This is a genomic window from Metaplanococcus flavidus, from assembly GCF_042675885.1.
In the GTDB taxonomy this organism is placed as follows: domain Bacteria; phylum Bacillota; class Bacilli; order Bacillales_A; family Planococcaceae; genus Planococcus; species Planococcus flavidus.
Genome location: NZ_JBHTKI010000050.1, coordinates 1 through 22,404, shown reverse-complemented (window position 1 = coordinate 22,404; position 22,404 = coordinate 1). Strand labels below are relative to the sequence as shown.

26 protein-coding genes and 1 riboswitch are annotated in these 22,404 nt (G+C 46.1%); of the genes, 15 read left to right on the top strand and 11 right to left on the bottom strand.

What is annotated here, in order from left to right; genetic code table 11:
* Nucleotides 1–27 precede the first annotated feature (27 nt).
* The gene (locus ACFQ1X_RS16165; protein ID WP_144841292.1) at nt 28–1,218 is read left to right on the top strand and encodes a glycine C-acetyltransferase; all 1,191 of its coding nucleotides are present in this window, start codon (nt 28–30) and stop codon (nt 1,216–1,218) included.
* 50 nt (nt 1,219–1,268) lie between these two features.
* Here ACFQ1X_RS16165 and ACFQ1X_RS16160 read toward each other — a convergent pair whose 3' ends face one another.
* Entirely contained in the window at nt 1,269–1,901 is a 633-nt protein-coding gene (locus tag ACFQ1X_RS16160; protein WP_144841293.1) for a hypothetical protein, read from the bottom strand.
* 235 nt (nt 1,902–2,136) lie between these two features.
* On the opposite strand from ACFQ1X_RS16160, the gene ACFQ1X_RS16155 reads away from it, so the two are divergent.
* Nucleotides 2,137–3,081 carry an L-threonine 3-dehydrogenase gene (locus tag ACFQ1X_RS16155; protein ID WP_144841294.1) on the top strand — a complete coding sequence of 315 codons (945 nt, stop codon included), beginning with the start codon at nt 2,137–2,139 and terminating at the stop codon, nt 3,079–3,081.
* 61 nt (nt 3,082–3,142) lie between these two features.
* Here ACFQ1X_RS16155 and ACFQ1X_RS16150 read toward each other — a convergent pair whose 3' ends face one another.
* From ACFQ1X_RS16150 to ACFQ1X_RS16140, 3 genes are all read right to left on the bottom strand, one after another.
* Nucleotides 3,143–4,513, bottom strand: coding sequence for a YjiH family protein (locus ACFQ1X_RS16150; RefSeq protein ID WP_144841295.1), 1,371 nt, complete (start codon nt 4,511–4,513; stop codon nt 3,143–3,145).
* 159 nt (nt 4,514–4,672) lie between these two features.
* Nucleotides 4,673–5,362 (bottom strand): bacillithiol biosynthesis deacetylase BshB2, encoded by a 690-nt coding sequence (gene bshB2 / locus ACFQ1X_RS16145; RefSeq protein WP_144841296.1) that lies wholly within the window; start codon nt 5,360–5,362, stop codon nt 4,673–4,675.
* A gap of 12 nt (nt 5,363–5,374) precedes the next feature.
* Complete coding sequence (locus ACFQ1X_RS16140; protein ID WP_144841297.1) at nt 5,375–5,725, bottom strand: YojF family protein; 351 nt, start codon at nt 5,723–5,725, stop codon at nt 5,375–5,377.
* A 111-nt stretch (nt 5,726–5,836) separates the two neighbouring features.
* Between ACFQ1X_RS16140 and ACFQ1X_RS16135 the strand changes: the two genes are divergently transcribed.
* Nucleotides 5,837–5,977, top strand: a complete 141-nt coding sequence (locus tag ACFQ1X_RS16135; RefSeq protein ID WP_379083390.1) for a hypothetical protein — start codon at nt 5,837–5,839, stop codon at nt 5,975–5,977.
* Nucleotides 5,978–6,372: 395 nt separating this feature from the next.
* On the opposite strand, the gene ACFQ1X_RS16130 is transcribed toward ACFQ1X_RS16135, so the two are convergent.
* The 4 genes from ACFQ1X_RS16130 to ACFQ1X_RS16115 all read right to left on the bottom strand — a co-directional run bounded on the left by ACFQ1X_RS16130 (nt 6,373) and on the right by ACFQ1X_RS16115 (nt 8,794).
* Entirely contained in the window at nt 6,373–7,134 is a 762-nt protein-coding gene (locus tag ACFQ1X_RS16130; protein WP_144841298.1) for an HAAS domain-containing protein, read from the bottom strand.
* A complete protein-coding gene (locus ACFQ1X_RS16125) occupies nt 7,134–7,457 on the bottom strand; it encodes a PadR family transcriptional regulator (protein ID WP_144841299.1) in 324 nt (107 codons plus the stop codon). Before ACFQ1X_RS16125 ends, ACFQ1X_RS16130 begins: the two co-directional genes overlap by 1 nt.
* Before the next feature lie 186 nt (nt 7,458–7,643).
* Nucleotides 7,644–8,477, bottom strand: coding sequence for a bifunctional hydroxymethylpyrimidine kinase/phosphomethylpyrimidine kinase (thiD, locus tag ACFQ1X_RS16120; RefSeq protein ID WP_144841300.1), 834 nt, complete (start codon nt 8,475–8,477; stop codon nt 7,644–7,646).
* A 62-nt stretch (nt 8,478–8,539) separates the two neighbouring features.
* Nucleotides 8,540–8,794, bottom strand: coding sequence for a hypothetical protein (locus tag ACFQ1X_RS16115; protein WP_144841301.1), 255 nt, complete (start codon nt 8,792–8,794; stop codon nt 8,540–8,542).
* 71 nt (nt 8,795–8,865) lie between these two features.
* On the opposite strand from ACFQ1X_RS16115, the gene ACFQ1X_RS16110 reads away from it, so the two are divergent.
* The 4 genes from ACFQ1X_RS16110 to ACFQ1X_RS16095 are packed head-to-tail and all read left to right on the top strand — an operon-like array spanning nt 8,866 to nt 10,993.
* Nucleotides 8,866–9,588: a DUF4230 domain-containing protein gene (locus ACFQ1X_RS16110; RefSeq protein WP_144841302.1), complete on the top strand. Its 723-nt coding sequence runs from the start codon at nt 8,866–8,868 to the stop codon at nt 9,586–9,588.
* 12 nt (nt 9,589–9,600) lie between these two features.
* Complete coding sequence (locus ACFQ1X_RS16105) at nt 9,601–10,275, top strand: uracil-DNA glycosylase (protein WP_144841303.1); 675 nt, start codon at nt 9,601–9,603, stop codon at nt 10,273–10,275.
* Nucleotides 10,276–10,335: 60 nt separating this feature from the next.
* Entirely contained in the window at nt 10,336–10,596 is a 261-nt protein-coding gene (locus ACFQ1X_RS16100; RefSeq protein ID WP_144841304.1) for a YwdI family protein, read from the top strand.
* Between the two features lie 19 nt (nt 10,597–10,615).
* Nucleotides 10,616–10,993, top strand: coding sequence for a DUF423 domain-containing protein (locus ACFQ1X_RS16095; RefSeq protein ID WP_144841305.1), 378 nt, complete (start codon nt 10,616–10,618; stop codon nt 10,991–10,993).
* A 174-nt stretch (nt 10,994–11,167) separates the two neighbouring features.
* On the opposite strand, the gene ACFQ1X_RS16090 is transcribed toward ACFQ1X_RS16095, so the two are convergent.
* Together ACFQ1X_RS16090 and hemQ are read right to left on the bottom strand one after the other, a co-directional pair.
* Nucleotides 11,168–12,202 (bottom strand): beta-carotene 15,15'-monooxygenase, encoded by a 1,035-nt coding sequence (locus ACFQ1X_RS16090; RefSeq protein WP_144841306.1) that lies wholly within the window; start codon nt 12,200–12,202, stop codon nt 11,168–11,170.
* 642 nt (nt 12,203–12,844) lie between these two features.
* A complete protein-coding gene (gene hemQ, locus ACFQ1X_RS16085) occupies nt 12,845–13,594 on the bottom strand; it encodes a hydrogen peroxide-dependent heme synthase (protein WP_144841307.1) in 750 nt (249 codons plus the stop codon).
* Between the two features lie 176 nt (nt 13,595–13,770).
* Here hemQ and ACFQ1X_RS16080 point away from each other — a divergent pair, with 176 nt between their 5' ends.
* Genes ACFQ1X_RS16080 through ACFQ1X_RS16070 form a run of 3 tightly spaced genes read left to right on the top strand, consistent with a single transcriptional unit; the run spans nt 13,771 to nt 16,443 of the window.
* Nucleotides 13,771–14,586, top strand: a complete 816-nt coding sequence (locus tag ACFQ1X_RS16080; RefSeq protein ID WP_144841308.1) for a lipoate--protein ligase family protein — start codon at nt 13,771–13,773, stop codon at nt 14,584–14,586.
* Between the two features lie 57 nt (nt 14,587–14,643).
* Nucleotides 14,644–15,948, top strand: a complete 1,305-nt coding sequence (locus ACFQ1X_RS16075; protein WP_144841309.1) for an HD domain-containing protein — start codon at nt 14,644–14,646, stop codon at nt 15,946–15,948.
* Nucleotides 15,949–16,443, top strand: coding sequence for a YwgA family protein (locus ACFQ1X_RS16070; RefSeq protein WP_144841310.1), 495 nt, complete (start codon nt 15,949–15,951; stop codon nt 16,441–16,443). It abuts the gene before it with no gap.
* Between the two features lie 173 nt (nt 16,444–16,616).
* Here the strand turns inward: ACFQ1X_RS16070 and ACFQ1X_RS16065 are convergent, their stop codons facing one another.
* The gene (locus ACFQ1X_RS16065; RefSeq protein WP_106532804.1) at nt 16,617–16,802 is read right to left on the bottom strand and encodes a 2-hydroxymuconate tautomerase; all 186 of its coding nucleotides are present in this window, start codon (nt 16,800–16,802) and stop codon (nt 16,617–16,619) included.
* Between the two features lie 63 nt (nt 16,803–16,865).
* Here ACFQ1X_RS16065 and ACFQ1X_RS16060 point away from each other — a divergent pair, with 63 nt between their 5' ends.
* The 5 genes from ACFQ1X_RS16060 to argS all read left to right on the top strand — a co-directional run bounded on the left by ACFQ1X_RS16060 (nt 16,866) and on the right by argS (nt 21,982).
* Nucleotides 16,866–17,381, top strand: a complete 516-nt coding sequence (locus ACFQ1X_RS16060; RefSeq protein WP_144841311.1) for a YwhD family protein — start codon at nt 16,866–16,868, stop codon at nt 17,379–17,381.
* A gap of 528 nt (nt 17,382–17,909) precedes the next feature.
* Nucleotides 17,910–18,743 (top strand): spermidine synthase, encoded by an 834-nt coding sequence (gene speE / locus ACFQ1X_RS16055; protein ID WP_144841312.1) that lies wholly within the window; start codon nt 17,910–17,912, stop codon nt 18,741–18,743.
* A gap of 3 nt (nt 18,744–18,746) precedes the next feature.
* Nucleotides 18,747–19,619, top strand: a complete 873-nt coding sequence (gene speB, locus ACFQ1X_RS16050; RefSeq protein WP_144841313.1) for an agmatinase — start codon at nt 18,747–18,749, stop codon at nt 19,617–19,619.
* 294 nt (nt 19,620–19,913) lie between these two features.
* Nucleotides 19,914–20,324 carry a DUF1934 domain-containing protein gene (locus tag ACFQ1X_RS16045; RefSeq protein ID WP_144841314.1) on the top strand — a complete coding sequence of 137 codons (411 nt, stop codon included), beginning with the start codon at nt 19,914–19,916 and terminating at the stop codon, nt 20,322–20,324.
* Nucleotides 20,321–21,982 carry an arginine--tRNA ligase gene (gene argS / locus ACFQ1X_RS16040; RefSeq protein ID WP_144841315.1) on the top strand — a complete coding sequence of 554 codons (1,662 nt, stop codon included), beginning with the start codon at nt 20,321–20,323 and terminating at the stop codon, nt 21,980–21,982. Before ACFQ1X_RS16045 ends, argS begins: the two co-directional genes overlap by 4 nt.
* A gap of 43 nt (nt 21,983–22,025) precedes the next feature.
* A riboswitch (cobalamin riboswitch) is annotated at nt 22,026–22,211 on the top strand.
* The last annotated feature ends 193 nt before the right edge of the window (nt 22,212–22,404 follow it).

Genomic DNA, 22,404 nt, shown 5'->3' with positions numbered 1-22,404 from the left:
AATCACGTAAACGAAAGGAAGATTACATTGTCAAAAACACTAGATGCTTTTCTGAACGAAAACCTCAACGAACTTAAAGAGCAGGGTTTATATAATGAAATCGATCCAGTCGAAGGACCGAACGGACCGATCATCCAGGTACGCGGGAAAGACCTAATCAATTTGTCGTCAAACAATTATTTGGGTCTGGCAACAAACGAAGACCTGAAGCAAGTAGCCAAAGACGCAATCGACAAATATGGCGTTGGCGCTGGTGCCGTCCGTACCATCAACGGCACGTTGGATCTCCACGTGAAGCTGGAAGAAAAACTGGCGGAATTCAAAGGAACGGAAGCAGCAATTTCTTACCAATCAGGATTTAATTGCAATATGGCGGCGATTTCCGGTGTTATGGATAAAAACGATGCGATTCTGTCGGATCAATTGAACCACGCATCCATCATTGACGGCTGCCGCTTGTCCAAAGCAAAGATCATTGCCTTCAAACACTCGGATATGGAAGATCTTCGCCAAAAAGCGAAAGAAGCGACTGAATCCGGCCAATACAATAAAGTAATGGTCATTACAGATGGCGTCTTTTCAATGGATGGTGACATAGCAAAACTTCCTGAAATCGTGGAAATAGCAAAAGAATTTAACTTGATCACGTATGTCGATGATGCCCATGGATCTGGCGTTACAGGCAAAGGGAAAGGCACTGTGAAGCATTTCGGACTTGAAAAAGAAGTCGACATGCAGATGGGAACCTTGTCAAAAGCAGTCGGCGTTGTCGGCGGTTATGTAGCAGGCAAGCAAAACTTGATTGACTGGCTGAAAGTCCGTTCACGTCCATTCCTGTTCTCCACAGCGGTTACACCTGGAGACGTCGCGGCAATTACGGCTGCACTACAGATGATCATGGATTCAACCGAATTGCATGACAAACTGTGGGAAAATGGAGATTACCTGAAAAAAGGCCTGAAAGAACTGGGCTTTGATATTGGGGATTCTGAAACGCCGATAACGCCTTGCATCATCGGTGAAGAAAAAACAACGCAGGAATTTTCGAAGCGCCTGTTCGAAGAAGGCGTCTACGCTAAATCGATCGTCTTCCCGACAGTACCAAAAGGCACAGGCCGCGTGCGCAACATGCCGACGGCTGCCCATACGAAAGAAATGCTGGATCAGGCGATTGCGACTTACGAAAAAGTCGGAAAAGAGCTTGGCATCATTAACTAATTGTAAAATCGCCCCTCCGGACAATGCCGGTGGGGCGATTTTTTTTGAGGCTATGCTAAAGGTTTCTTCATTCGTTCAAAACTTTTTTCCAATGTATATTTTTGTACGCCGCGAGCAGCCTCAACACTTTTTTCCATTAAAGAATAAAAGCGGGCATCCTCTTTTTTAACAGCGATCAATGCATCAATGGAATGTTTCATCCAGGGTTCGGTGATTTCTTTACTGATAGCTGAAGCCCGTTCGAGATCGCCCGCCGATGCAGCTGCGTGCGCCATATAATAGCTGCGCATTGGCTCGCGTTCAATCCTCTCCGCGTGCTGGGAAGCAACTCCTGGCTGTTCGCGGTAAATCGCCAGCAAGGTCCGGTAAACTGATTGTATTGTTTCATCTTTGTGAGCTGCAAGAATCCGTTCTATGGCAGCTTCGATATCCTGATCACTTCCGTGGCCAAGAGCATAAGGGAAAGCGAAAATCGCTTTGTGGCGATTTCGTTTGATATAACGCTCAATCTGGCGCAATGAATTGGAAAAATAGACAGCATAAATTCCCGGCAGTACCATTACCAACAGATAAAGAGTAATCACGATTAAAAAAACAAGCAATCTGGGTATTCCGGTGGAAATTAAAAAAGATGTAACAGCCATACCGGTGAGAAACAGTACAATCAATCGCAGGGATTTCATGGTCCACCTCCAATCAGAAATAGAAAGATATTTTAAATTCGGTTGTAAACCTTTGCGTGATAGGCTTTATATAAGTATATCAAAAACCGGAGATGCCGGCATTCTGATAATCATTGTGTTTTTTAAGTGAACAATTTATAATGAAGTTATACAGAAGGCTGTTATATCAATGATTATAAAGCTTTGATTGTGTTTTTACAGAGGACATATGTTTTATTTGAAAGGAGTTTATTTTATGAAACGAATTATGATTACAGGTGCACTGGGGCAAATCGGTTCGGAATTGACGGGGGAATTACGGGAAATTTACGGAGCTGAAAATGTTTTGGCGACGGATATCCGTCCTTCGGATGATACAAGCGGACCGTTTGAAATTCTGGATGTAACAGATGCTCAGAAAATGCATGATCTGGCGAAGGATTTCGGAGCGGATACGATGATGCATATGGCTGCATTATTGTCTGCAACAGCAGAAGAAAAACCATTGCTTGCATGGAATTTGAATATGGGGGGCCTTGTCAACGCGTTGGAAGCATCGAGGGAACTCGGGATGCAATTTTTTACACCAAGTTCGATCGGGGCATTCGGCCCTTCAACACCGAAGATGGATACACCGCAGGATACGCTGCAGCGCCCGACAACGATGTATGGGGTCAATAAAGTCGCAGGCGAATTGCTGTGTGATTATTATTACCAGAAATTCGGAGTCGACACGCGCGGCGTCCGGTTCCCGGGACTAGTTTCTTATGTAGCACAACCAGGCGGCGGTACGACTGATTATGCCGTCGATATTTACTATAAAGCTTTGGAACAGGGAAGCTACACTTCGTATATTGATAAAGGGACCTATATGGACATGATGTATATGCCGGACGCCCTTCAGGCGATTATTGACCTGATGGAAGCGGATGCTGACAAGCTGGAACACCGCAATGCATTCAACGTCACGGCGATGAGCTTCGAACCGGAAGAAATTGCGGCTTCCATCCGCAAGCATATTCCTGGTTTTCAGATGAACTACGATGTGGATCCTGCCCGCCAGGCAATCGCAGACAGCTGGCCGGACAGCATCGATGCATCGGCAGCGAAAAAGGAATGGGGCTTTAAAGCCGCCTTCGACCTAGACGAGATGACGGCGGATATGCTTGAAAAATTAAAAGCAAAATTACAAAATGCTTAATTAAGAAAAGCGACAATCTAAAAAATGCCATCCGCAATAGCGGATGGCATTTTCTCTTTTATTAGAATAGTAAATGGGCAACTCCGGCAATGATCGGCAAAGCAATCACTGTACGGAGAAGGAAAATGACGATCAGGTCGAGAATATTGACAGGGATTTTAGAGCCGAGCAATACGCCACCGACTTCTGACAAGTAAATCAGCTGAGTGACAGAGAGCGTCGCAACAACGAAGCGTGTCAATTCAGATTCGATACCTGATCCGAGGATGGCTGGAAGGAACATGTCGGCAAAACCAACCACCATCAATTGTGCTGCATCTGCTGCTTCAGGAATGCCGAGCAAGTTCAAGTACGGTACAAATGGAGTACCAAGAACAGCAAAGGTTGATGTATATTCAGCAAGGATTAAGGCGATTGTTCCGAATGCCATAACAACCGGTGCAACGCCAATCCACATGTCCAAAACGTTTTTAAAGCCGTCTTTGAAGAACTTACTCGCAGAACGGTTACGATCGGCTTTTTCGAGCGCTCTTTCCATGCCGTGCGTCGCCACATTGTATCCTTTCGGAACGTCTTCCGTCTGAGAATCCTGCTCAGAACCATCGATGAATGTCGTTGGTTTACGCGTCAATGGATAGATACGCGGCATGATCAACGCAAGAATAACACCTGTAAGGATGACAGTTCCGTAATACGGAAGGAAGTAACTTGCGAGACCGATTTCACCGATAACGACAATCGCAAACGTGATCGATACAACCGAGAAAGTTGTTCCGATAATTGCTGCCTCACGTTGGGTATATTTATTTGCTTCATATTGCTTGCTTGTTAGGAGAACACCGATTGTTCCATCACCAACCCATGAAGCAAGTGCATCAATGGATGAACGGCCAGGAAGACGGAACAACGGACGCATGATTTTCATCATCATGGAGCTGAAAAATTCGAGCAGCCCGAAGTTCATCAATAATGGCAGCAGTAGTCCAGCGAATAGGAAGATTGTAAACAGGAATGACAATAATCCATCTCCGGCAAGGAGCAGTCCGCCTGTGAATTCATTCCATACGGGTTCAGGTCCTACTTGGAACAAAACCATAAAGGCGAAAACTGCAGCGACAACGCGAGTAATCGTCCAGAATAAATTGACGTTAAAGAGTTTATCGAAGAAAGGAACATCTTCGTCTGTATTCGGTTTTTTAGTTATGTACACCAATGATCCAAGTGCAGCTATCGACAGAATGACGAGTAAGATCCAAGGCACTACTGATTCAATCTGAGCGGCCATCCAGTTCGCCAATACGGCAATGGTTACCAGCCACTCGGTTTCACCAGTTTCAGCGTTGGTGATTGGTATCGGTATTAGGAATAGCAGTATTCCGAGTAACGATGGAATGAGAAATAAGAGCCATGTTGAAGTAGAAAACTTTTTCATAAACTTTCCCCTTTTCTTAGTGTATTTCAACACATTCTGATTACCGATTATACAGCATTCTTCCCCAAGAGAACGCTTTCAGTAATATTGTTTTATTTTATCTGAAATGAAAAGAAAAAACACCCCCAATTTCAATTAAGAAAAGAGGGGGGCGAAATTCTAGAAAGTTTTTTCGAAATCATCGTCCCAGCGGTAGTTATAAAATCGTTCCTGTGTGAGCCAGTTTTCAGTTTCGGTGTCGCCTTGAGCCAGTTTATGCTCCATTTCCTCGAGCATCCAGGCAGTTTGCGAAATATGTGCTTTCATGGAAGCCATTTTTTGGTCTCTGACAGGTGTAATGTCATAAACAATATCCGGCTTTCCAAGAACATCCAGTGTGTTATTGGCAAAAGCTACACAATGGAGTTTTGGGCGATCCTTCATCCGGCGGACAGCCCGGACAACAGCACGCGCAGTCGCCTCATGGTCTGGATGGACGGCGAACTCCGGATAGAAGGTGATGATCAAAGATGGATTCAGTTCTTCTATAAGATCAGTCATCATGCCGACCATTTTTTCATCATCTTCAAATTCGATTGTCTTATCGCGCAGTCCCAGCATCCGGAGGTCTGTGAGCCCCATGGCTTCAGCTGACGCTTTCAATTCTTTTTTTCTTATTTCCGGCAGTGATTCCCGTGTCGCAAATGGCGGGTTGCCTAAATTCCTGCCCATTTCGCCAAGTGTCAGGCAAGCGTATGTAACGGGCGTACCTTGTTTGATATGTGTAGTAATGGTTCCCGAAACTCCGAACGCTTCATCGTCCGGGTGAGGGAATACGACCAATACATGTTGTTCTTTTGGAATCGTCATTTCTTTTCCCCCTCAATAACTGAATGGTGTTTCGCTGATTTGCAGCGCTACTGCCAATTTTCCTGTGCCGTCGTGCCCCGCAAGCAGCAGGCGGCCTTCGTTGTCCATTTCGTAATGGGTGATGCCTTGCGCGTAGACCCAGCCATGCGGCAATTTCAAACCGACGCGGTGCGGGCTGTCTCCGACAACTTTGCCAAGTTCATAGTTAATGACGACGTTACGGATAAAAGCTCCGGCATTGAAAAACGCTTCGTTGAAATGGCTGGCATAGGATCCGTTCGTGGTTTCCAGGTGAAGATAAACATCTTTCCCGGCGAACGCATCCAATTGGACCTGCAATTTCTTCACTTCGACTAATTCCACGATATAATCCTCCTCTTACAATCCGTATTTTTTAAGTATATGGAAAAAATACTGAGAATGCGATTAGTTAGCTCTTTGGTTTTGAAATAATGAAAAACGGTGGGAGGGGTTTTGAAAATAAAAGATGGAAAAAAACCATTATATATTGCGAAGGTTTTGCAGCTTGTTGAGAAAGAAATAAAAATAGGTAATCGATTATTACGCAAAACAGCTTCGCTTGCCAAAACCCGTGCTCCTGCATCGCTGCGCTAGCTTCGTCGCAAAGAGTCGGCCGAACTACCTTCGGCCAACACTTGGCTCGTGCTGAGCTAACTCGGACTTTGTCCGAGTGGATCTCAGCACTTCGCTTGGCCCCCTGGGAGTCTTCGCTGTTTTGCTCCATATCTCAGATCACTTTCTAGAACGGAATAAGGATTTAATTTTATGAAGTAGAAGTTAGTTATGTTCTTTCTATACAGAACTGAATGAAGCGGCAGGCGGCGACTCCATCGGGAGCAGTGACGGAGCTTGCGACGGAGCGAAGCTAGTCCTGAGACCCCGCAGTGAGCGAAGCGAGCGAGGAGGCTCAGGCAGCTCCCCGAGGAAAGCGTCCGCCTAGAGCGAAATGATTGGCGAAGTTGTCGGTTTCTCGACAGCCTAAAAAACCCTCACACTTTGTGAGGGTTTTGCTTTTTATTCTGAATTAGTAAATGCAACATGAGAAGTAAGAAAAGGGTAATCATACTACCCAGATTTATATACAATCCTGTCATTTCATCGACTTCCAGGAAAGTCATGATAAAATCAGGACTAATCAAAAACAGTGGAATAATGACTGTAATCCATGTTTTTGACCAAATGGCACCGATGATAAAAATGAGAACCCCTATAGCGGCAATGATCCACATCACTTCTCTGGATGGAATGTAGAACGGCTCGAAATAGAAGATATCAAGGAACAGTACTGCAGACATCAGGCCAACTGTAATCAGTTGGATGCTGATGAAGATGGTGAGTTCCTTCTTCTTTGACCAGCTCTTCGTTGCCATCTGCCGGGCCGCATAAATATATGCGCAAATGCCTGCTCCTCCGATCAATGGAAAAGCAATCAGTTTCAATAATGAGAAACTCAGGTCACCTCTGACGGCCGAACCTGTTATGAAATAGGCGATTAACAAAAGAATGAACATCGGCATCTGTTTGATAATCCCGTAGAAATCGGTCGTCATTTCATTGCTGATATTTTTTATATAGGCTTCAGGCGATCCACCCGTTACAGTGTCCAATTTTTTTCCGCGGCTTTCCGCATCTTCAAGATGTCCCCGCAATTCCTCCGCAATTTCTTTGATCTCACTGTCTTTTTTTCCTGAAGTCATCAAATACAATCTCAAATTGGCGATGAATTCCTGACTGTCTTTTGATAAAACCATTATTTTTCCTCCTTCACGAGTCGATTGACGGATTGGGATAAACTGTCCCAGCGTTCTTTAAATTCCAGGTACTCCTGTTCACCTGCGGGGGTGAGTGTGTAATATTTCCGTTTCGGTCCGCTAGGTGATTCCTTCATGACCGATTTTACAAAGCCTTCTTTTTGGAGCCGCAGCAGAACCGGATAGATGCTGCCTTCGCTGACCATCCGGAAACCATAGAGCTCCAGCTTTTCAATCATTTCATAGCCATATGTTTCACCTTTTTGGATGATAGCCAATAAACATCCATCGAGAATCCCTTTCAGCATTTGGCTTGATGACATTGCTTCACTCCTTTCTTCTATGTTGCATAGCAAGTTAGTTGCGCGAAATATTACTAAGTTGTAATACAATATAGCATGCAGGAAAACGAGAGTCAACTACTTTGTTTAGCAAGTTAGCGTGTGATTAAAGACATAAAAAAGAGAGCGCGGATTATGCGCCCTCTACCTTATTTAAATCGTCGGAAACTATAATTCCAATACTTCGATTTCTGTTTTCGGGAATTTATTGGCAGCGCCGTGCATTACCGGGCCGACGTATTGGTTCAGTTTCCAGCCGTGCTCGATTGCAGCGGAAACAAAAATCTTGGCGTTCAATACTGCATCTTTCACAGACTGGCCATTTGCAATGTTGGCAGTGATTGCGGCAGCAAATGTACAGCCGGCGCCGTGGTTATAATCAGTATCCGTTTTCGTTGCTGTCAGCAAATAATGCTTTTCGCCGTCGTAAAGCAAGTCGGCAGCTTTTTCGTGCTTCAGCTGCTTGCCGCCTTTGACGACAACAAATTGCGCGCCGCTGGCATGAATTTTCTCGGCAGCAGCCTGCATTTCTTCCACAGTGCTGATACGGCCAAGACGTGATAACTCCCCAGCTTCGACAAGGTTAGGGGTAACGACTTTGGCGTTCGGCAATAAATACTTGATCATAGCATCGACGTTTTCTGGGAACATTACTTCCGCTTCGCCTTTGCAGGCCATAACCGGATCGATGACAACATCTTTAATGCCGGAAGCAGCAATCGCTTCGCCCGCAGCCTGAATGATTTCAGCTGTCGGCAGCATACCCGTTTTGAGTGCATCAATCCCTGTGGAAAACGCGGTTGTCATTTGAGTTTTTACTGTATCAACAGGAATCGGGTGAATTCCGTGGCTCCAATTATTGTTCGGATCCATCGTGACGATGACTGTCAACGCATTCATGCCGTAAGTGCCGTGTTCCTGGAAAGTTTTAAGATCAGCCTGGATGCCGGCACCTCCGGATGTATCCGATCCTGCAATTGTTAAAGTTTTTTTGAGTGACATGTATATGATTCCTCCAATAGATAGAATGTTTGCTATGTTTATTTTAACAAAACGCCCTGCATTTACAATCTATTGGGCTTTTGCGGCCATAATAGAAGGAATGATGTAAGCGTGCCGATCACCGCAAAGACCGCAGCGAAACTTCCCATTACGGGGTTGCCGCTTCTAAAAAGACCAAATGCTATAAGAAATGTTAAAATGGTAGCAATTGCGATGACAACAGCGAGGCAGCCGACACCAGCACGCTTTGCACTCTCGGGAGCAGAGTCGCCTTTTGTGGAAGATACGCTTTTAATTTTTTCAAGCCAGTCAGCCATGGACATCGCTCCTTTAATAGAAATATCGTAACACGGGAATCTCCGGAAAAAAATAGAAAGAGGGATGTCAATTGGCAAAGGATCCGAAACTGACAGAAATAGAACGATTGCTGGAAGAAATGAAGGGCCAAAAAGGCACAGAGGAATCGGGTTTTTGGAAGTCCATAAAGGTGATGATGGGCGTTTTCCGAAATTCATTCCTTGTCCTGATTGCTGTCTTGCTGCTGTTGCTCGTGGCATTGCCGCTCGGCACCTGGTGGATGATCCAGGGGGGAAGTACTGAGACCGAAAGTAAAAGTGTCTTTCTGGAGCGGATGCAGGATCTGAACGAGTTATCAACGGCAGAAGCCTATTCGAAAGTAATCATCAAACAGGAAAACAATCAAATATTCGGCAGGAACATCGGATTGGATATCCCGGGTACGAAGCGGGAATTGCTGGTCGTGATTCCTGGCTCCGTCCGCGCTGGAATCGATTTCTCGCAAATTACAGAAGATGATATTGAAGTGGACGAAGAAGCGAGAACCGCGACTCTTACACTGCCGAACGCCGATTTCCTTGGCGGACCGGAATTATTTATGGATCAAATAGAAATTTATTCGAATGAAGGGCTATTAAGCGGCGGGAGAGATTTCCCCGAAGCCTTCGAACTGGCAGAAGAAGCGAAGCAAATGATGCTGGAAGAAACGCGTGGCCAGGGAGTGCTTGAATTGGCTGAAAAAAACGCCGCCACATCAGTAGAAGAAATGTTCCAATTGGTAGACTATGATGTAACGGTAAAGTTTGAAGACTAAGGAGTGAGAGATATGGCAAAGCAAATTTTAACCAACGACTGGCAGGACGTTGTTGGCGAAGAATTCGATAAACCGTATTACTTGGAGCTTAGAGAATTTTTAAAGGAACAATATGAAACAGCAACAGTTTATCCGCCAAAAGATGAAATCTGGTCTGCTTTCGAACATACAGCTTTTAAAGATGTCAAAGTTGTCATTTTGGGACAGGATCCTTATCACGGTCCCGGGCAGGCGCATGGATTGAGCTTCTCTGTTAAGCCGGGCGTCAAGATTCCCCCAAGCCTTCGGAATATATTCAAAGAATTGAACGATGATTTAGGTTGTGAGATACCTGCTGATGGCACTTTGACGAAGTGGTCCGACCAGGGTGTCATGATGCTCAACACCGTTTTGACTGTTCGGCAAGGAGATGCCAATTCCCACCGGGGGAAAGGCTGGGAAATCTTTACGGACGAAGTCATCCGTAAATTGTCGGAACGGAAGGAACCTGTGATATTCGTGTTATGGGGCAAGCCGGCTCAAACGAAAAAAGAGCTGATCGATTTGGATCGCCATGATGTTATTGAAGCACCGCACCCGAGTCCATTCAGTGCCAAAAAAGGGTTTTTCGGCAGCAAACCATTTTCAAAAGTGAACAGCCTGTTACAAAAGCGCGGCGAACAGCCGATTGATTTCTGTCTGGACTGACGTCGGCTGCAGAGCCGTGTTAAAATAAGGAATGATATAAAAAAGAGAGGGGGATTTCATATGGCCGTCGGACACGAACGGGTGATCACTGAAATAGAAAAACATGCCCGCCAGGCACGCACGGGAGATGAAGCGAAAATGCGGCAATCCATAGCGGCAATCCGTGCGCTGTGCGATCTTTTGCTTGATGGAGAAGAACAGCCGGCTGCACCGGCACCGCGCGCGATTCCGCTGGCAGCATCCCCCGCGCCACAGCCTGTCCTGACCGAAAAGAAACTGAAAGAAGACGGGGCAAACGGCGACTCACTTTTTGAATTTTAATGGGAATGAGGAATAGAAAATGCAATTTTTCTTGATTGCCGGAGCTGTCAACGCTTTATTGAGTGTAGCTTTCGGTGCATTCGGCGCGCATATGCTGGAAGGCCGCGTCGCTGATAAATATTTGGATACCTGGCAAACCGCCGTCCAATACCAGATGTTCCATTCCATCGGCTTGATGGTCGTAGCGGTTCTGATGAGCACGACTTTCATCGGACCATTGGGATCGCTCAGCTGGGCAGGTTATCTGATGCTTGCCGGAATTGTTATCTTTTCGGGCAGCCTTTATGTTCTGAGTTTGACTGGCATCAGTGTTTTGGGAGCCATCACGCCAATCGGCGGAGTCGCATTCATCGCCGGCTGGGTTATGCTGATCATCGCTGCATCAAAAGCGTTATAAAATTAGAAAAAGCTGTCCGCGACTGAGATGCGGGCAGCTTTTTTGATGGGGAATTTTTGAAATGGAAAGTATTTGGCCTGTTTTGGAAAGTACTTCGGCATTTTTGGAAAGTATTCTGAGTGAAATAGAAAGTATTTGGTGCGTTTCGGAAAGTATATCCAAATAAATGGAAAATTACTGTGGCGGAACCTTATTCACCTGGAGCAAATTCCGCAATTTCTCTGGATCATCAACTTTTAATGCAAGTTGCGATACGTATTTGGTTCTGCCATAAAACAGGATGGCCGGTTGAGGTGTCTTAAAGTCGATGATGACTTGCGGTTCGGGCGTCTCGATATCCTTTGCGACAAATTCGAGTGCCCCTTCATCAGCTTCAGCCCCCCAGCGCACTGACTGGATGTCCCTAAGTGGCACGCTGATCCTCTTGCTCAACCCCAACGATACGTTCAGGACACCATCTTTTATTCTCAGTGGATTTAGACGGATCGCTTGGATTTCACCAAGGAAATAAATGACACTGTAAATATTCAGGATCAGCAGTACGATGGCCAGGATTGCTGATTTTTCATGAAGCCACCAGTGAATGCCGATGGTTTCGATGATGATGGCGTGAATGAGCATAATATAAAATGCGATGGCACTCGTATTTTTATGGAGCGAAATTGTGGTGGCACTTTCTTCAGGAGTTTTCTTCCAGGTGAAAAAAGCATAATAGAAAGCCATCGCTTCCGATAGAATGACAGCTATCAGCGGATTGGGTTTAATCTTTTCATACACTGTCGGTATTAAGGTGAAAAGGGGACTGCCCGCTTGATTTTTCATAGAATGGCGAATTGCCGGAACGTGCACTGCCAATAGGACAAGCAAGGCAATTTCTGCGAATAAAATCAGCACTTCCAAGCCGATGCCAATGTAAAAAAGCACAGCGAAAGGTTCGAAATAGAGGGTAGGGATGACGAAACGCGCCATCACAAAACCGCCAGCCATGAATCCGATTAGTTGTTTGAAGGTTAACCGAAAAGAAGCCAGCAGGAGCAATGGAACCACTATTGCAAAGTCTACCAGCGATCCGACAACCAGCCAGAATGTTTCTTCCGGAATGATCATAGAGGATAATGGAGAACGGTAAAGCAGAAAGTTGCTGGTCAACACCAGTAAAAGCATTGCTAAAGCCCATTTTGCATAGTTTGTCTGACGCATCACGAACATACAAACACCTCATTTTTCTTTAAGTATACCCATAAGATGTCTGAAAACGATGAGTTGAATATGGCAGAAAAATGACAATTGGAAGTGAGGTGGAAATTGTGGATATTTGTATTGGATATTTGGAATGTGAGGCATTGCCGAAAAGGTGGATTGTTTCAGATGCAAAAATGTAAATAAAAACCAATTAAATTTTAATATATAGATTGAGGTGCGGTCGCGAAAAAATCGGCCTAAACCACTATCAAAAGAAGAAGTGAATAAAGATGGATGGAAGTGAGCGGCTCGCCGCGCACTTCCCAGCAGTTTGCCGGGGCAAACTGTAGGTAATAATGGGTTTGAACTTTGAGAAGGATCGTGATTTTTGGTAGGAAATTACAATATTTTTAAAGAGTAGTGTAAATAGCAGTTGAACTCGGATTAGTGCTGGTTTAGTTGCGGAATTTGCCAATTTAGTTGCGGTTATCGAGTGATTAGTTGCGGTTACCTAGCATTTAGTTGCGGTTAAAACCGATTAAGTTGCGGTTGCAGAATACTCACCTAAATACGAAAAAATATGTATAATATTTCCTGGGCAACTAGCTCAAATCAAAAATTCCCCATCAAAAAAAGCCGCCCTAAAGGCAGCTTTTATTCCATTTACTATTAAACTTCCAAAAACTTAACGAATTTCGCTGCGTCAAGGCGTGTACCCACGTAGAATGAACCGAATTCCGCGTAGCGCGCGCTGACTTCGTCAAAACGCATTTCGTAAATCAGTTTCTTGAACTGGAGAACGTCATCTGCGAACAGGGTAACGCCCCATTCATAATCGTCAAAGCCGACAGATCCGGAAATGATCTGTTTTACTTTGCCCGCGTAGCTGCGGCCGATTTTGCCGTGGGACAGCATCAATTCTTTCCGCGTATCCATCGGCAGCATGTACCAGTTGTCGTCGCCGTCGCGGCGCTTGTCCATCGGGTAGAAGCAGATGTATTGCGAACGCTGAAGTTCCGGATACAGTCGCGCACGGACATGCGGGTTCTGGTAGGGATCTTCGTCAGACTTTCCGGCCAGATAGTTGGAAAGTTCAACAACAGAAACGTAAGAATAAGTCGGAACCGTATAAGCGACCAGCGTCAGTTTATTGTATTCCGTTTCAAGTTCGTTCAATTCGTCCATTGTTTCGCGCAATAGCATCAGCATCAAGTCTGCCTTTTGGCCAACAATTGAATACAATGCATGTGCGCCGGTTTTATTGTCATCGGCCTGGTTTACTTTGTCCATAAATGCCTGATATTCGTCGATCGCGAATTGGCGTTCTTCGTCTTCAAGCATTTTCCATGATACCCAGTCCATCGAACGGAAATCGTGGAGGACGTACCAGCCGTCTAATGTGATTGCTGCTTCATTCATCTGTCGAACACTCCTTTTAATGAAAAATCTCTCAAAAACAGTTTATCATACCCATCTGCCAAGTTCCTTCAAAAGAAATGCCTGTCACCAATTTGACATGACCATCGTTCCTTTTCACGGACCCTTTCGTAATGTAAAATGAAGACAAGCGACAGCTTCGAAGAGGAGAAACAATAATGCCCCTATTTACTGAAGAAACTGAATGGCGTTTCTGGGATCAATCCCTGAGCGCAAAAAATAGATCCGCGCTGGAATCTTTCGCGGCGGATGATTTATTATGCGAATTGGTCGGCTCCGGTGCAAGCGCACCGACCATCCGCACATGGGTGCACGACGACACAATAGTACTCGGCATCCAGGACCACCGCTTGCCCCATATCAATGAAGGCCTCAAGTTATTGAAAGAACGAGGTTTCACACCGATTGTCCGTAATTCGGGCGGCCTCGCTGTCGTACTTGACGCGGGCGTTTTGAATATTTCGATTGTGTTGTCCGAAGAGGAAAGCGCCATCGATATCCCTGAAGGCTATGACATGATGCTCGAGCTTGTCCGGATGCTGTTCCCGGAAGCTGAAGTCGATGCTTATGAAATCGTCGGCTCTTATTGCCCGGGATCCTATGATCTCAGCATCGGCGGCCGCAAATTCGCCGGCATTTCGCAGCGCCGCATCCGAAAAGGAATTGCGGTACAAGTGTATCTGTGCGTCGAAGGCAGCGGTTCAGAACGCGCGGCATTGATCCGCGATTTTTATGAAAGGGGCTTAAAAGGAGAAGAAACGAAATTCGCCTATCCTTCCATTCAGCCCGAAACGATGGCTTCGCTCAGCGAATTGCTCGGCCGCACCATCACCGTGGCGGAAGTGGTGGTCGATCTCTATAATCTTCTTGAAAAGCCGCAATTGAAATCATTGCAGCCGGAAGAAACCGAGCGCTACGGTTATTACCTGAAACGTGTAGTGGAGCGCAATGCGAAAATGCTCGACACGCCTTGAACACCCTGAACGCGCTGGTGTAAAATGGTAGACAACAGAAAACCTGGAGGTGCGCGTGTGGATTACGCAAATCAGAAATTAGCTGAAGAGAAAGTGTTTAAAGATCCGGTTCACCGGTATATCCACGTACGCGACCAAGTTATTTGGGATTTGATCAATGCGCGCGAATTTCAGCGGCTGCGGAGAATAAAACAGCTGGGCACGTCCTATCTCGTGTTTCACGGAGCCGAGCACAGCCGCTTCAGCCATTCGCTGGGCGTCTATGAAATTGTGCGGCGCATACTCGATGATATTTTTCACGAGCGTCCGGATTGGGATGAAAGCGAACGCCTTGTCGTCCTGTGTGCCGCCCTGTTACACGATTTGGGCCACGGTCCATTCTCGCATTCATTTGAAAAAGTCTTCCATGTCGACCATGAGGATTTCACCCGTAAAATTCTTCAGGGTGAAACGGAAGTGAACAGCATTCTCCAAAAAGTATCGCCGGATTTCCCCAAAAAAGTGGCGGAAGTCATTGGCAAAACTTATGCCAATAAACAAGTGGTTTCCTTGATATCAAGCCAGATCGATGCGGATCGCATGGATTATTTGCAGCGAGATGCCTATTACACAGGCGTTTCCTACGGACATTTTGATATGGAGCGGATCCTTCGGGTGATGCGGCCTTTCGAGGACCAGGTCGTCATCAAGTCGAGCGGCATGCATGCGGTGGAAGATTACATTATGAGCCGCTACCAGATGTATTGGCAGGTTTATTTCCATCCCGTTGCGAGGAGTGCCGAAGTTATATTAAGAAAAATTCTTCAGCGCGCCAAATATTTAAGCGGGCACGGTTATAAATTCGAACAGCCGCCGACCCATTTCATGGGTTTCTTTGATAATTCATTCACATTGAAGGAATATCTGGCACTGGATGAAGGGGTATTGATGACTTACTTCCAATTATGGATGACAGAACGCGATCCGATACTTTCGGATCTTTGTGACCGTTTCGTCAACCGACGACTGTTCCAGTATGTCGATTTCGATCCGGCCAAAGATTATAAAAAACTCGGTGAACTGACACAGTTATTCGATAGGGCCGGCATCGATCCGGAATACTACCTGATAGACGATTCAACTTCCGATCTGCCGTACGATTTTTACCGTCCGGGCGAGGAAGAAGAGCGTTTGCCGATCCATCTCCTGATGCCGACTGGCGACATTAAAGAATTGTCGCGCCTGTCCCAGATCGTCGATGGCATTTCAGGCAAACGCCGGACAGACTATAAGTTATATTTCCCCGCGGAATTATTGATAGATGGCAAGAAGAAGGAAATCAAACAGCAAATACTTGAGTTATTAAGAGAAGGAGGGGTTTGATTGCTCCAGGAACACGCAAAAATAGTGGACTTCATCTCCACGGCGGAAGGTGTAACCGGACGCAAAAAACTGCAGAAGATGATATACATACTGAAGAAGATCGGCATGCCGTATCAGGAGAAATACGAATTCCATATTTACGGTCCGTATTCGGAGGAATTGACTGCCCGCGTTGAAGAGTTGTGCGACATGGGTTTTATCCTCGAGCAGAAAGAAGACAAAAGTTCTTACGTCCAATACCGCTATACGGTTACGGATGAAGGATTGGATTTTCGCAATGCGCTTGGCAAACCGGTGCTGACCGATGCTGAACATGCCGTTAAATTAAATGGCAAAAGCGCGCGATTTTTGGAGCTGACGGCAACGTTGCTGTTTTTCGATGATCTGGAACGGAGTGAGCAGATTGCCAAACTGCACAGCGTCAAAGGCAAACTGAATTTTACGCCGGCCGAAATTGCAGAGGCGTTTACCTTTATCGGGGAATTGAGGCAGTGATTTTCTCGAAATAAAAAGGCTTCCGTGGAGGAAGCCGGCTTGCGTTATTCTTTGTCCAGACTCCAGCGGCCCAGCTCTTCGGGTCATAAGCCAGAATAGCTATGCGGCAAAAAGCGCCGCTCCGCTATTCCGTCTTATGCCTTTCAGAGCTTAACGGGCACTGTCGCATTTCTTTACTGATCCGAAAACAACTTCCCTTTAGTCCCATAATCGCTCTTCTTCATGTCTTCGATGAAAACGACGACATTCTCAACCGGTGCACCGGTTGTTTCAGAGACAGCTTCTGTGACTTTCTCGACAAGCGCGCGTTTCTGATCTTCCGTTCGTCCTTCGAGCATTTTTACTGTAACGTATGGCATAATGGACACAGCTCCTTTTCTTTGGGTTCAACTTTATCATAGCAGAATGGAGGGAAAGTACACATGTCCAACAATGAAAAACCAAAACAAAAAGTAGGATTCACCATTATAAAAGACGACCCGACCGATGGCCATAAAGGCTACGGCATCGGTTCGCTGTCACTTGAGAACGTGTCACCGCTGTTTATCGACGTCGCAGAGCAGGAAGCTTTCATCGATATTGGGGCGATGCATGCGCGCAGCCAGGTGGAGAAAGGCATCAAATTTACGACGAACCGAGAAGATTCAGCAGGCGGCAAGGATTATTGGCTGATCTGGATCACGATTGACTTTAATCCGGAAGGCCCTTATTACGCGGGAGTTACAGCCTGTGAGATGGTCGTCAACAGAGAAAAACGCCGTGGCTACAAACTTCTGGCTGACCACGTAAATCGGATGGACAAATCGATGAAACGCCGAATTCTGGTCGACAATATGGATGCACCATCAAAACGGGTGCTTGCAGAATACCTCAGCAGCCATAACCCGGAAATGTGGAAGAACAGCGCAGAACAGCTCCATACAGAATTGGATGTATAATTTTTATATAGTAAGAAGAGCTTCAGCTGATAATGGCTGAGGCTCTTTTTCTTAGTTTTACGCAATATCGTTTGGCTAGTATAATTTCACTTTGGAATCCCCTGTCACATCGGCTTGGAAAAAGAAAGGTATTTATTTGCTTCACTCCATATTTTTTTGCCGTTTTTGACCAAAACATGAAATTTTAAAATGGGTATAACAGGCAGTTGAAGTTACCGGTCAAACGCAGTACACTAGGGATACAGCTTTTTAAAATAGAAAGCTAGGACACCTGTCGGCAAGCAAGTGCCGTGAGCGATTGTGAGTAAACCCAAGCCCAATGACTCATGTCACTTTCTTCGCTTAACAGGATAAAAAGGTTTTCTGTGCAGGGATAATATTCTCTGTGCAGAAAACCTTTTTATTTTTCGAGTAACTTTATGCCAGGGGGGTAAAGGGGACTGTGTGAAAAATTATATTGCACTTTCGGTGAAATCACTTATACTTTTTTAAGTGATTACTATATAAGATAAAGGAGTTTGATTATAAATGGCAGGATTCTGGTACACAGAAAAGCAGACCGAGAATTTCGGGATTACGATGAAAATCAATAAAACCCTTCATACGGAGCAGACGGATTTTCAGTATTTAGAGATGGCTGAAACAGCGGAATGGGGCAATATGCTGTTCCTTGACGGCATGGTCATGACTTCGGAAAAAGATGAATTCGTTTACCACGAGATGGTGGCCCATGTACCGTTGTTCACGCACCCGAATCCGGAAAATGTTTTGGTGGTCGGCGGCGGTGACGGTGGCGTTATCCGTGAAATCCTGAAACACCCTTCTGTTAAGAAAGCGACACTGGTCGATATCGACGGCAAAGTGATCGAGTACTCGAAAAAATTCCTGCCATCGATTGCGTCTGGTCTTGAAGATTCGCGCGTTGAAGTGATTGTCGGAGACGGTTTCATGCATATTGCGGAATCAGAAAATGAATACGACGTCATCATGGTCGATTCAACTGAACCGGTGGGCCCGGCAGTGAATTTATTCTCAAAAGGTTTCTATGCCGGAATTTCGAAAGCGTTGAAAGAAGACGGCATTTTCGTCGCTCAGTCTGACAACCCGTGGTTCAAAGGTGATTTGATCAAGCAGGTTCAGAGTGATGTCCGGGAAATTTTCCCGATTACGAAATTGTACCTGGCGAACATCCCGACTTATCCGAGCGGACTGTGGGCATTCACGATCGGATCGAAGAAATACGATCCGCTCGCTGTACCCGCTGAGCGGTTCCATGATATTGACACAAAATACTACACGAAAGAGCTGCACACCGCGGCGTTTGCGCTCCCTAAATTCGTAAAAGATATGGCAGGCGAATAAATTATGAGATTTGACGAAACCTATTCAGGCAAAGTGTTTATTGGAAGCCATCCGAATTACGACGAGTCAAAAGCAGTTTTATACGGCATGCCGATGGACTGGACAGTCAGCTACCGTCCTGGTTCCCGCTTCGGTCCGAACAAAATCCGTGAAGTGTCGATCGGGCTGGAAGAATACAGCCCGTATCTTGACCGTGAACTGGAAGACGTAAGGTTCTTTGATGCAGGTGATATTCCGCTGCCATTCGGCAATCCCGAAAAATCGCTGCTTGAAATTGAGACTTACGTTCATACCTTATTGAAAGACGACAAAATTCCGATGGGCATGGGCGGCGAGCATTTGGTGTCATTGCCGGTCATGAAAGCGGTAGCCAGTAAATACGACGACCTGGCGATACTCCATTTTGACGCGCACACGGATCTTCGTGAAAATTACGAAGGCGAAGAGTACTCGCATTCGACGCCGATCCGCAAAATCGCCGATCATATCGGACCGGCGAATGTGTATTCATTCGGCATCCGTTCCGGAATGAAAGAAGAATTCGAGTGGGCGAAAGAGCAGGGAATGCACATCTCGAAATTCGAAGTTCTTGAGCCGCTGAAAGAGGTATTGCCGACACTCGAAGGGCGCAACATCTATGTCACGATCGATATGGACGTATTGGATCCGGCGCATGCACCGGGCACCGGCACAGTCGACGCTGGCGGCATCACATCCCGCGAGCTGTTGGCCTCGATCCATGCCATTGCAGCGTCCGGCGTTAATGTAGTCGGATTTGATCTGGTGGAGTTAGCGCCAGTCTATGACCATTCCGACCAGACAGCGAATACAGCGAGCAAACTTATGCGCGAGATGATTTTGGGCTGGGTTAAATAAAGAAAAGGGATACCATCAAGAAGCCGGCCAACATTTTGGTCGGCTTTTTTACGGATTCTATTGGGAATCGACGATAAAAGGGTGAAAACCGACGATAAACCGAAAAAGATCGACGATAATTTGATAAATCGCTGATAAAGAAGAGAAAATCGCTGATAAACCCTCCAAAATCGCTGATAAACCTCAAAAAATCGCTGATAAACTATCAAAAACCGCTGATAAACAATTAATTGATAAACACACTTGTCTCGCGCTATAATATAAAGGTTATCAACAAACGGGGAGGCGGCAGTATTGGCCAAATCAGTGCAGATAAAACTGAAGACAACCATCCGCCAGCCGGATATGGATGATCAAGTGATGAAATTGCAGGCGGATGGGACATTGACGGAAAAGAATAACCGGCAATATCTGCAATACCGTGAACAGCAGGACGAGCTTGAAATCCGCACCATTGTGAAATTCAATGAAGAAGAAGCAGTGATCATGAGAAGCGGCGGCCTTCAGATGAGGCTTCCGTTTTTATTGCATAAAGAGCAGACGGGAAACCTGACAAACGAGCAGGGATCGTTCATGCTGACGACGACCGCCCATGAATTATCGGTTGGCGACAGTCATTTTAAAGTTCGTTATGATCTGGCGCTGGGTGCCGATTATGCCGGTGAATATGAAATGGAAATTCAATTTATGGAGGCTACAAAATGAATGCAGTTGAAAAAGTTCAGCAGGCCATTAAATCGGCGATTGCGGAAGCAGTGGAAAAAGCGGAATTGACGGCGGATCCGGTGGATGTCCATCTGGAATCGCCAAAGGATAAAGCAAACGGGGATTATGCGACGAATATCGCCATGCAATTGACGAAAGTGGCAAGAAAAGCACCAAAAGTGATTGCCGAAGCAATCGTTGCAAATATGGACAAGGAATCGGCGAATATCGAGAAAGTCGAAATCGCAGGTCCGGGCTTCATTAATATTACGATCAAGAAAGATTATCTGCTGGACGTTGTGAAAACGGTGCTGGAACAGCAGGAAAACTACGGCCGCACAAATTCCGGCGCAGGCGAAAAAATCCAGGTCGAGTTTGTCTCGGCAAATCCGACAGGCGACCTTCACCTCGGCCACGCGCGCGGCTCATCAGTCGGCGATTCGTTGTGCAATGTACTGGATATGGCGGGCTACGCTGTGTCCCGTGAATACTACATCAATGATGCCGGCAACCAGATCAATAACCTGGCACTGTCCATTGAAGGGCGCTATTTCGAGGAGCTGGGGTATACAGAAAGCATGCCGGATGACGGTTACCGCGGCCAGGACATTATCGACATCGCCAAAAACCTTGTTGCAGAATACGGTGATAAATTCTTGAACATGAGCCACGAAGAACGCTACGCGGAATTCCGTAAGCACGGGCTGAAGGTGGAACTCGCGAAATTGCAGAAAGACCTGGCTGATTTCCGCGTCGAGTTTGACGTCTGGTTTTCTGAAACGTCGTTGTATGAAAAAGGAGAAATCCAAATCGCATTGGATAAGCTGCGCGCTAACGGCCACCTCTTTGAAGAGGGTGGTGCGACCTGGTTCCGTTCGACAACATTCGGTGATGACAAAGACCGTGTCCTGATTAAGAATGATGGAACGTTTACTTATTTATTGCCTGACATTGCTTACCATGACGACAAATTGTCACGCGGATTCGAAAAGCTGATCAACATTTGGGGAGCCGATCACCATGGCTATATTTCCCGCATGAAAGCGGCAATCGAAGCGCTTGGCTACGACCGCGATACGCTCGAAGTCAGCATCATTCAAATGGTGCAATTATACAAAGACGGCGAAAAAATGAAAATGAGCAAGCGTACCGGCAAAGCTGTGACCATGCGCGAATTGGTCGACCTGGTCGGCCTTGACGCTGTGCGTTACTTCTTCGCGATGCGCTCGGGTGATTCGCATATGGATTTCGATTTGGATCTCGCAGTTTCCCAATCCAATGAAAACCCGGTTTATTATTCGCAATATGCACACGCCCGCATCTGTTCGATTTTGCGCCAGGCGGAAGAGCAGGGCTTTACTGCTTCGACTGAGCATCTGGATTTATTGTCCCATGAAAAAGAAATCGACGTCCTGAAAAAAATCGGCGATTTCCCGCAAGTCATCGCGGATGCCGCGAAACAGCGGGCACCTCACCGTGTTACAACATATATTCAGGACCTGGCATCCCAATTCCACAGTTTCTACAATGCCAATAAAGTGCTGGATCCTTCGAACGAAGACATGACCCGTGCGCGCTTGGCGTTGATTACGGCCGTCAAAACGACACTTGCCAATGCATTGAAAACGGTGGGAGTACAGGCACCAGAAAAAATGTAAGAGACATTACAGAATTTTTCTGTATAATGAAGGAGAATAAAAATTTCATACCAATCATAAAGGTGCTTATGTCTAAGAACATGAGTTAAAAGGGAAGCCGGTTCGATTCCGGCGCGGTCCCGCCACTGTAAGTGAGAGCAATCTGCAACAGCCACTGGAACAAAGTTCCGGGAAGGCGCAGAGCGCGATGATCATGAGCCAGGAGACCTGCCTTTATGAAACACCCATAAGCTTGCGAGGACAGGCTGGATGCGCATGTCTTTAATTATGGCGTCATTCCAGACCTCCCGCGGCTTTTGCGGGAGGTCTGTTTTATTTAGAAAAGCGACCGCGCCCGTTAAGCTCTGAAAGGCATAAGACGATCTGGCGAAGCGGCGTCTTTCCAGCCGCACAGCCAGAATGGCTTATGACCCGAAGAGCTG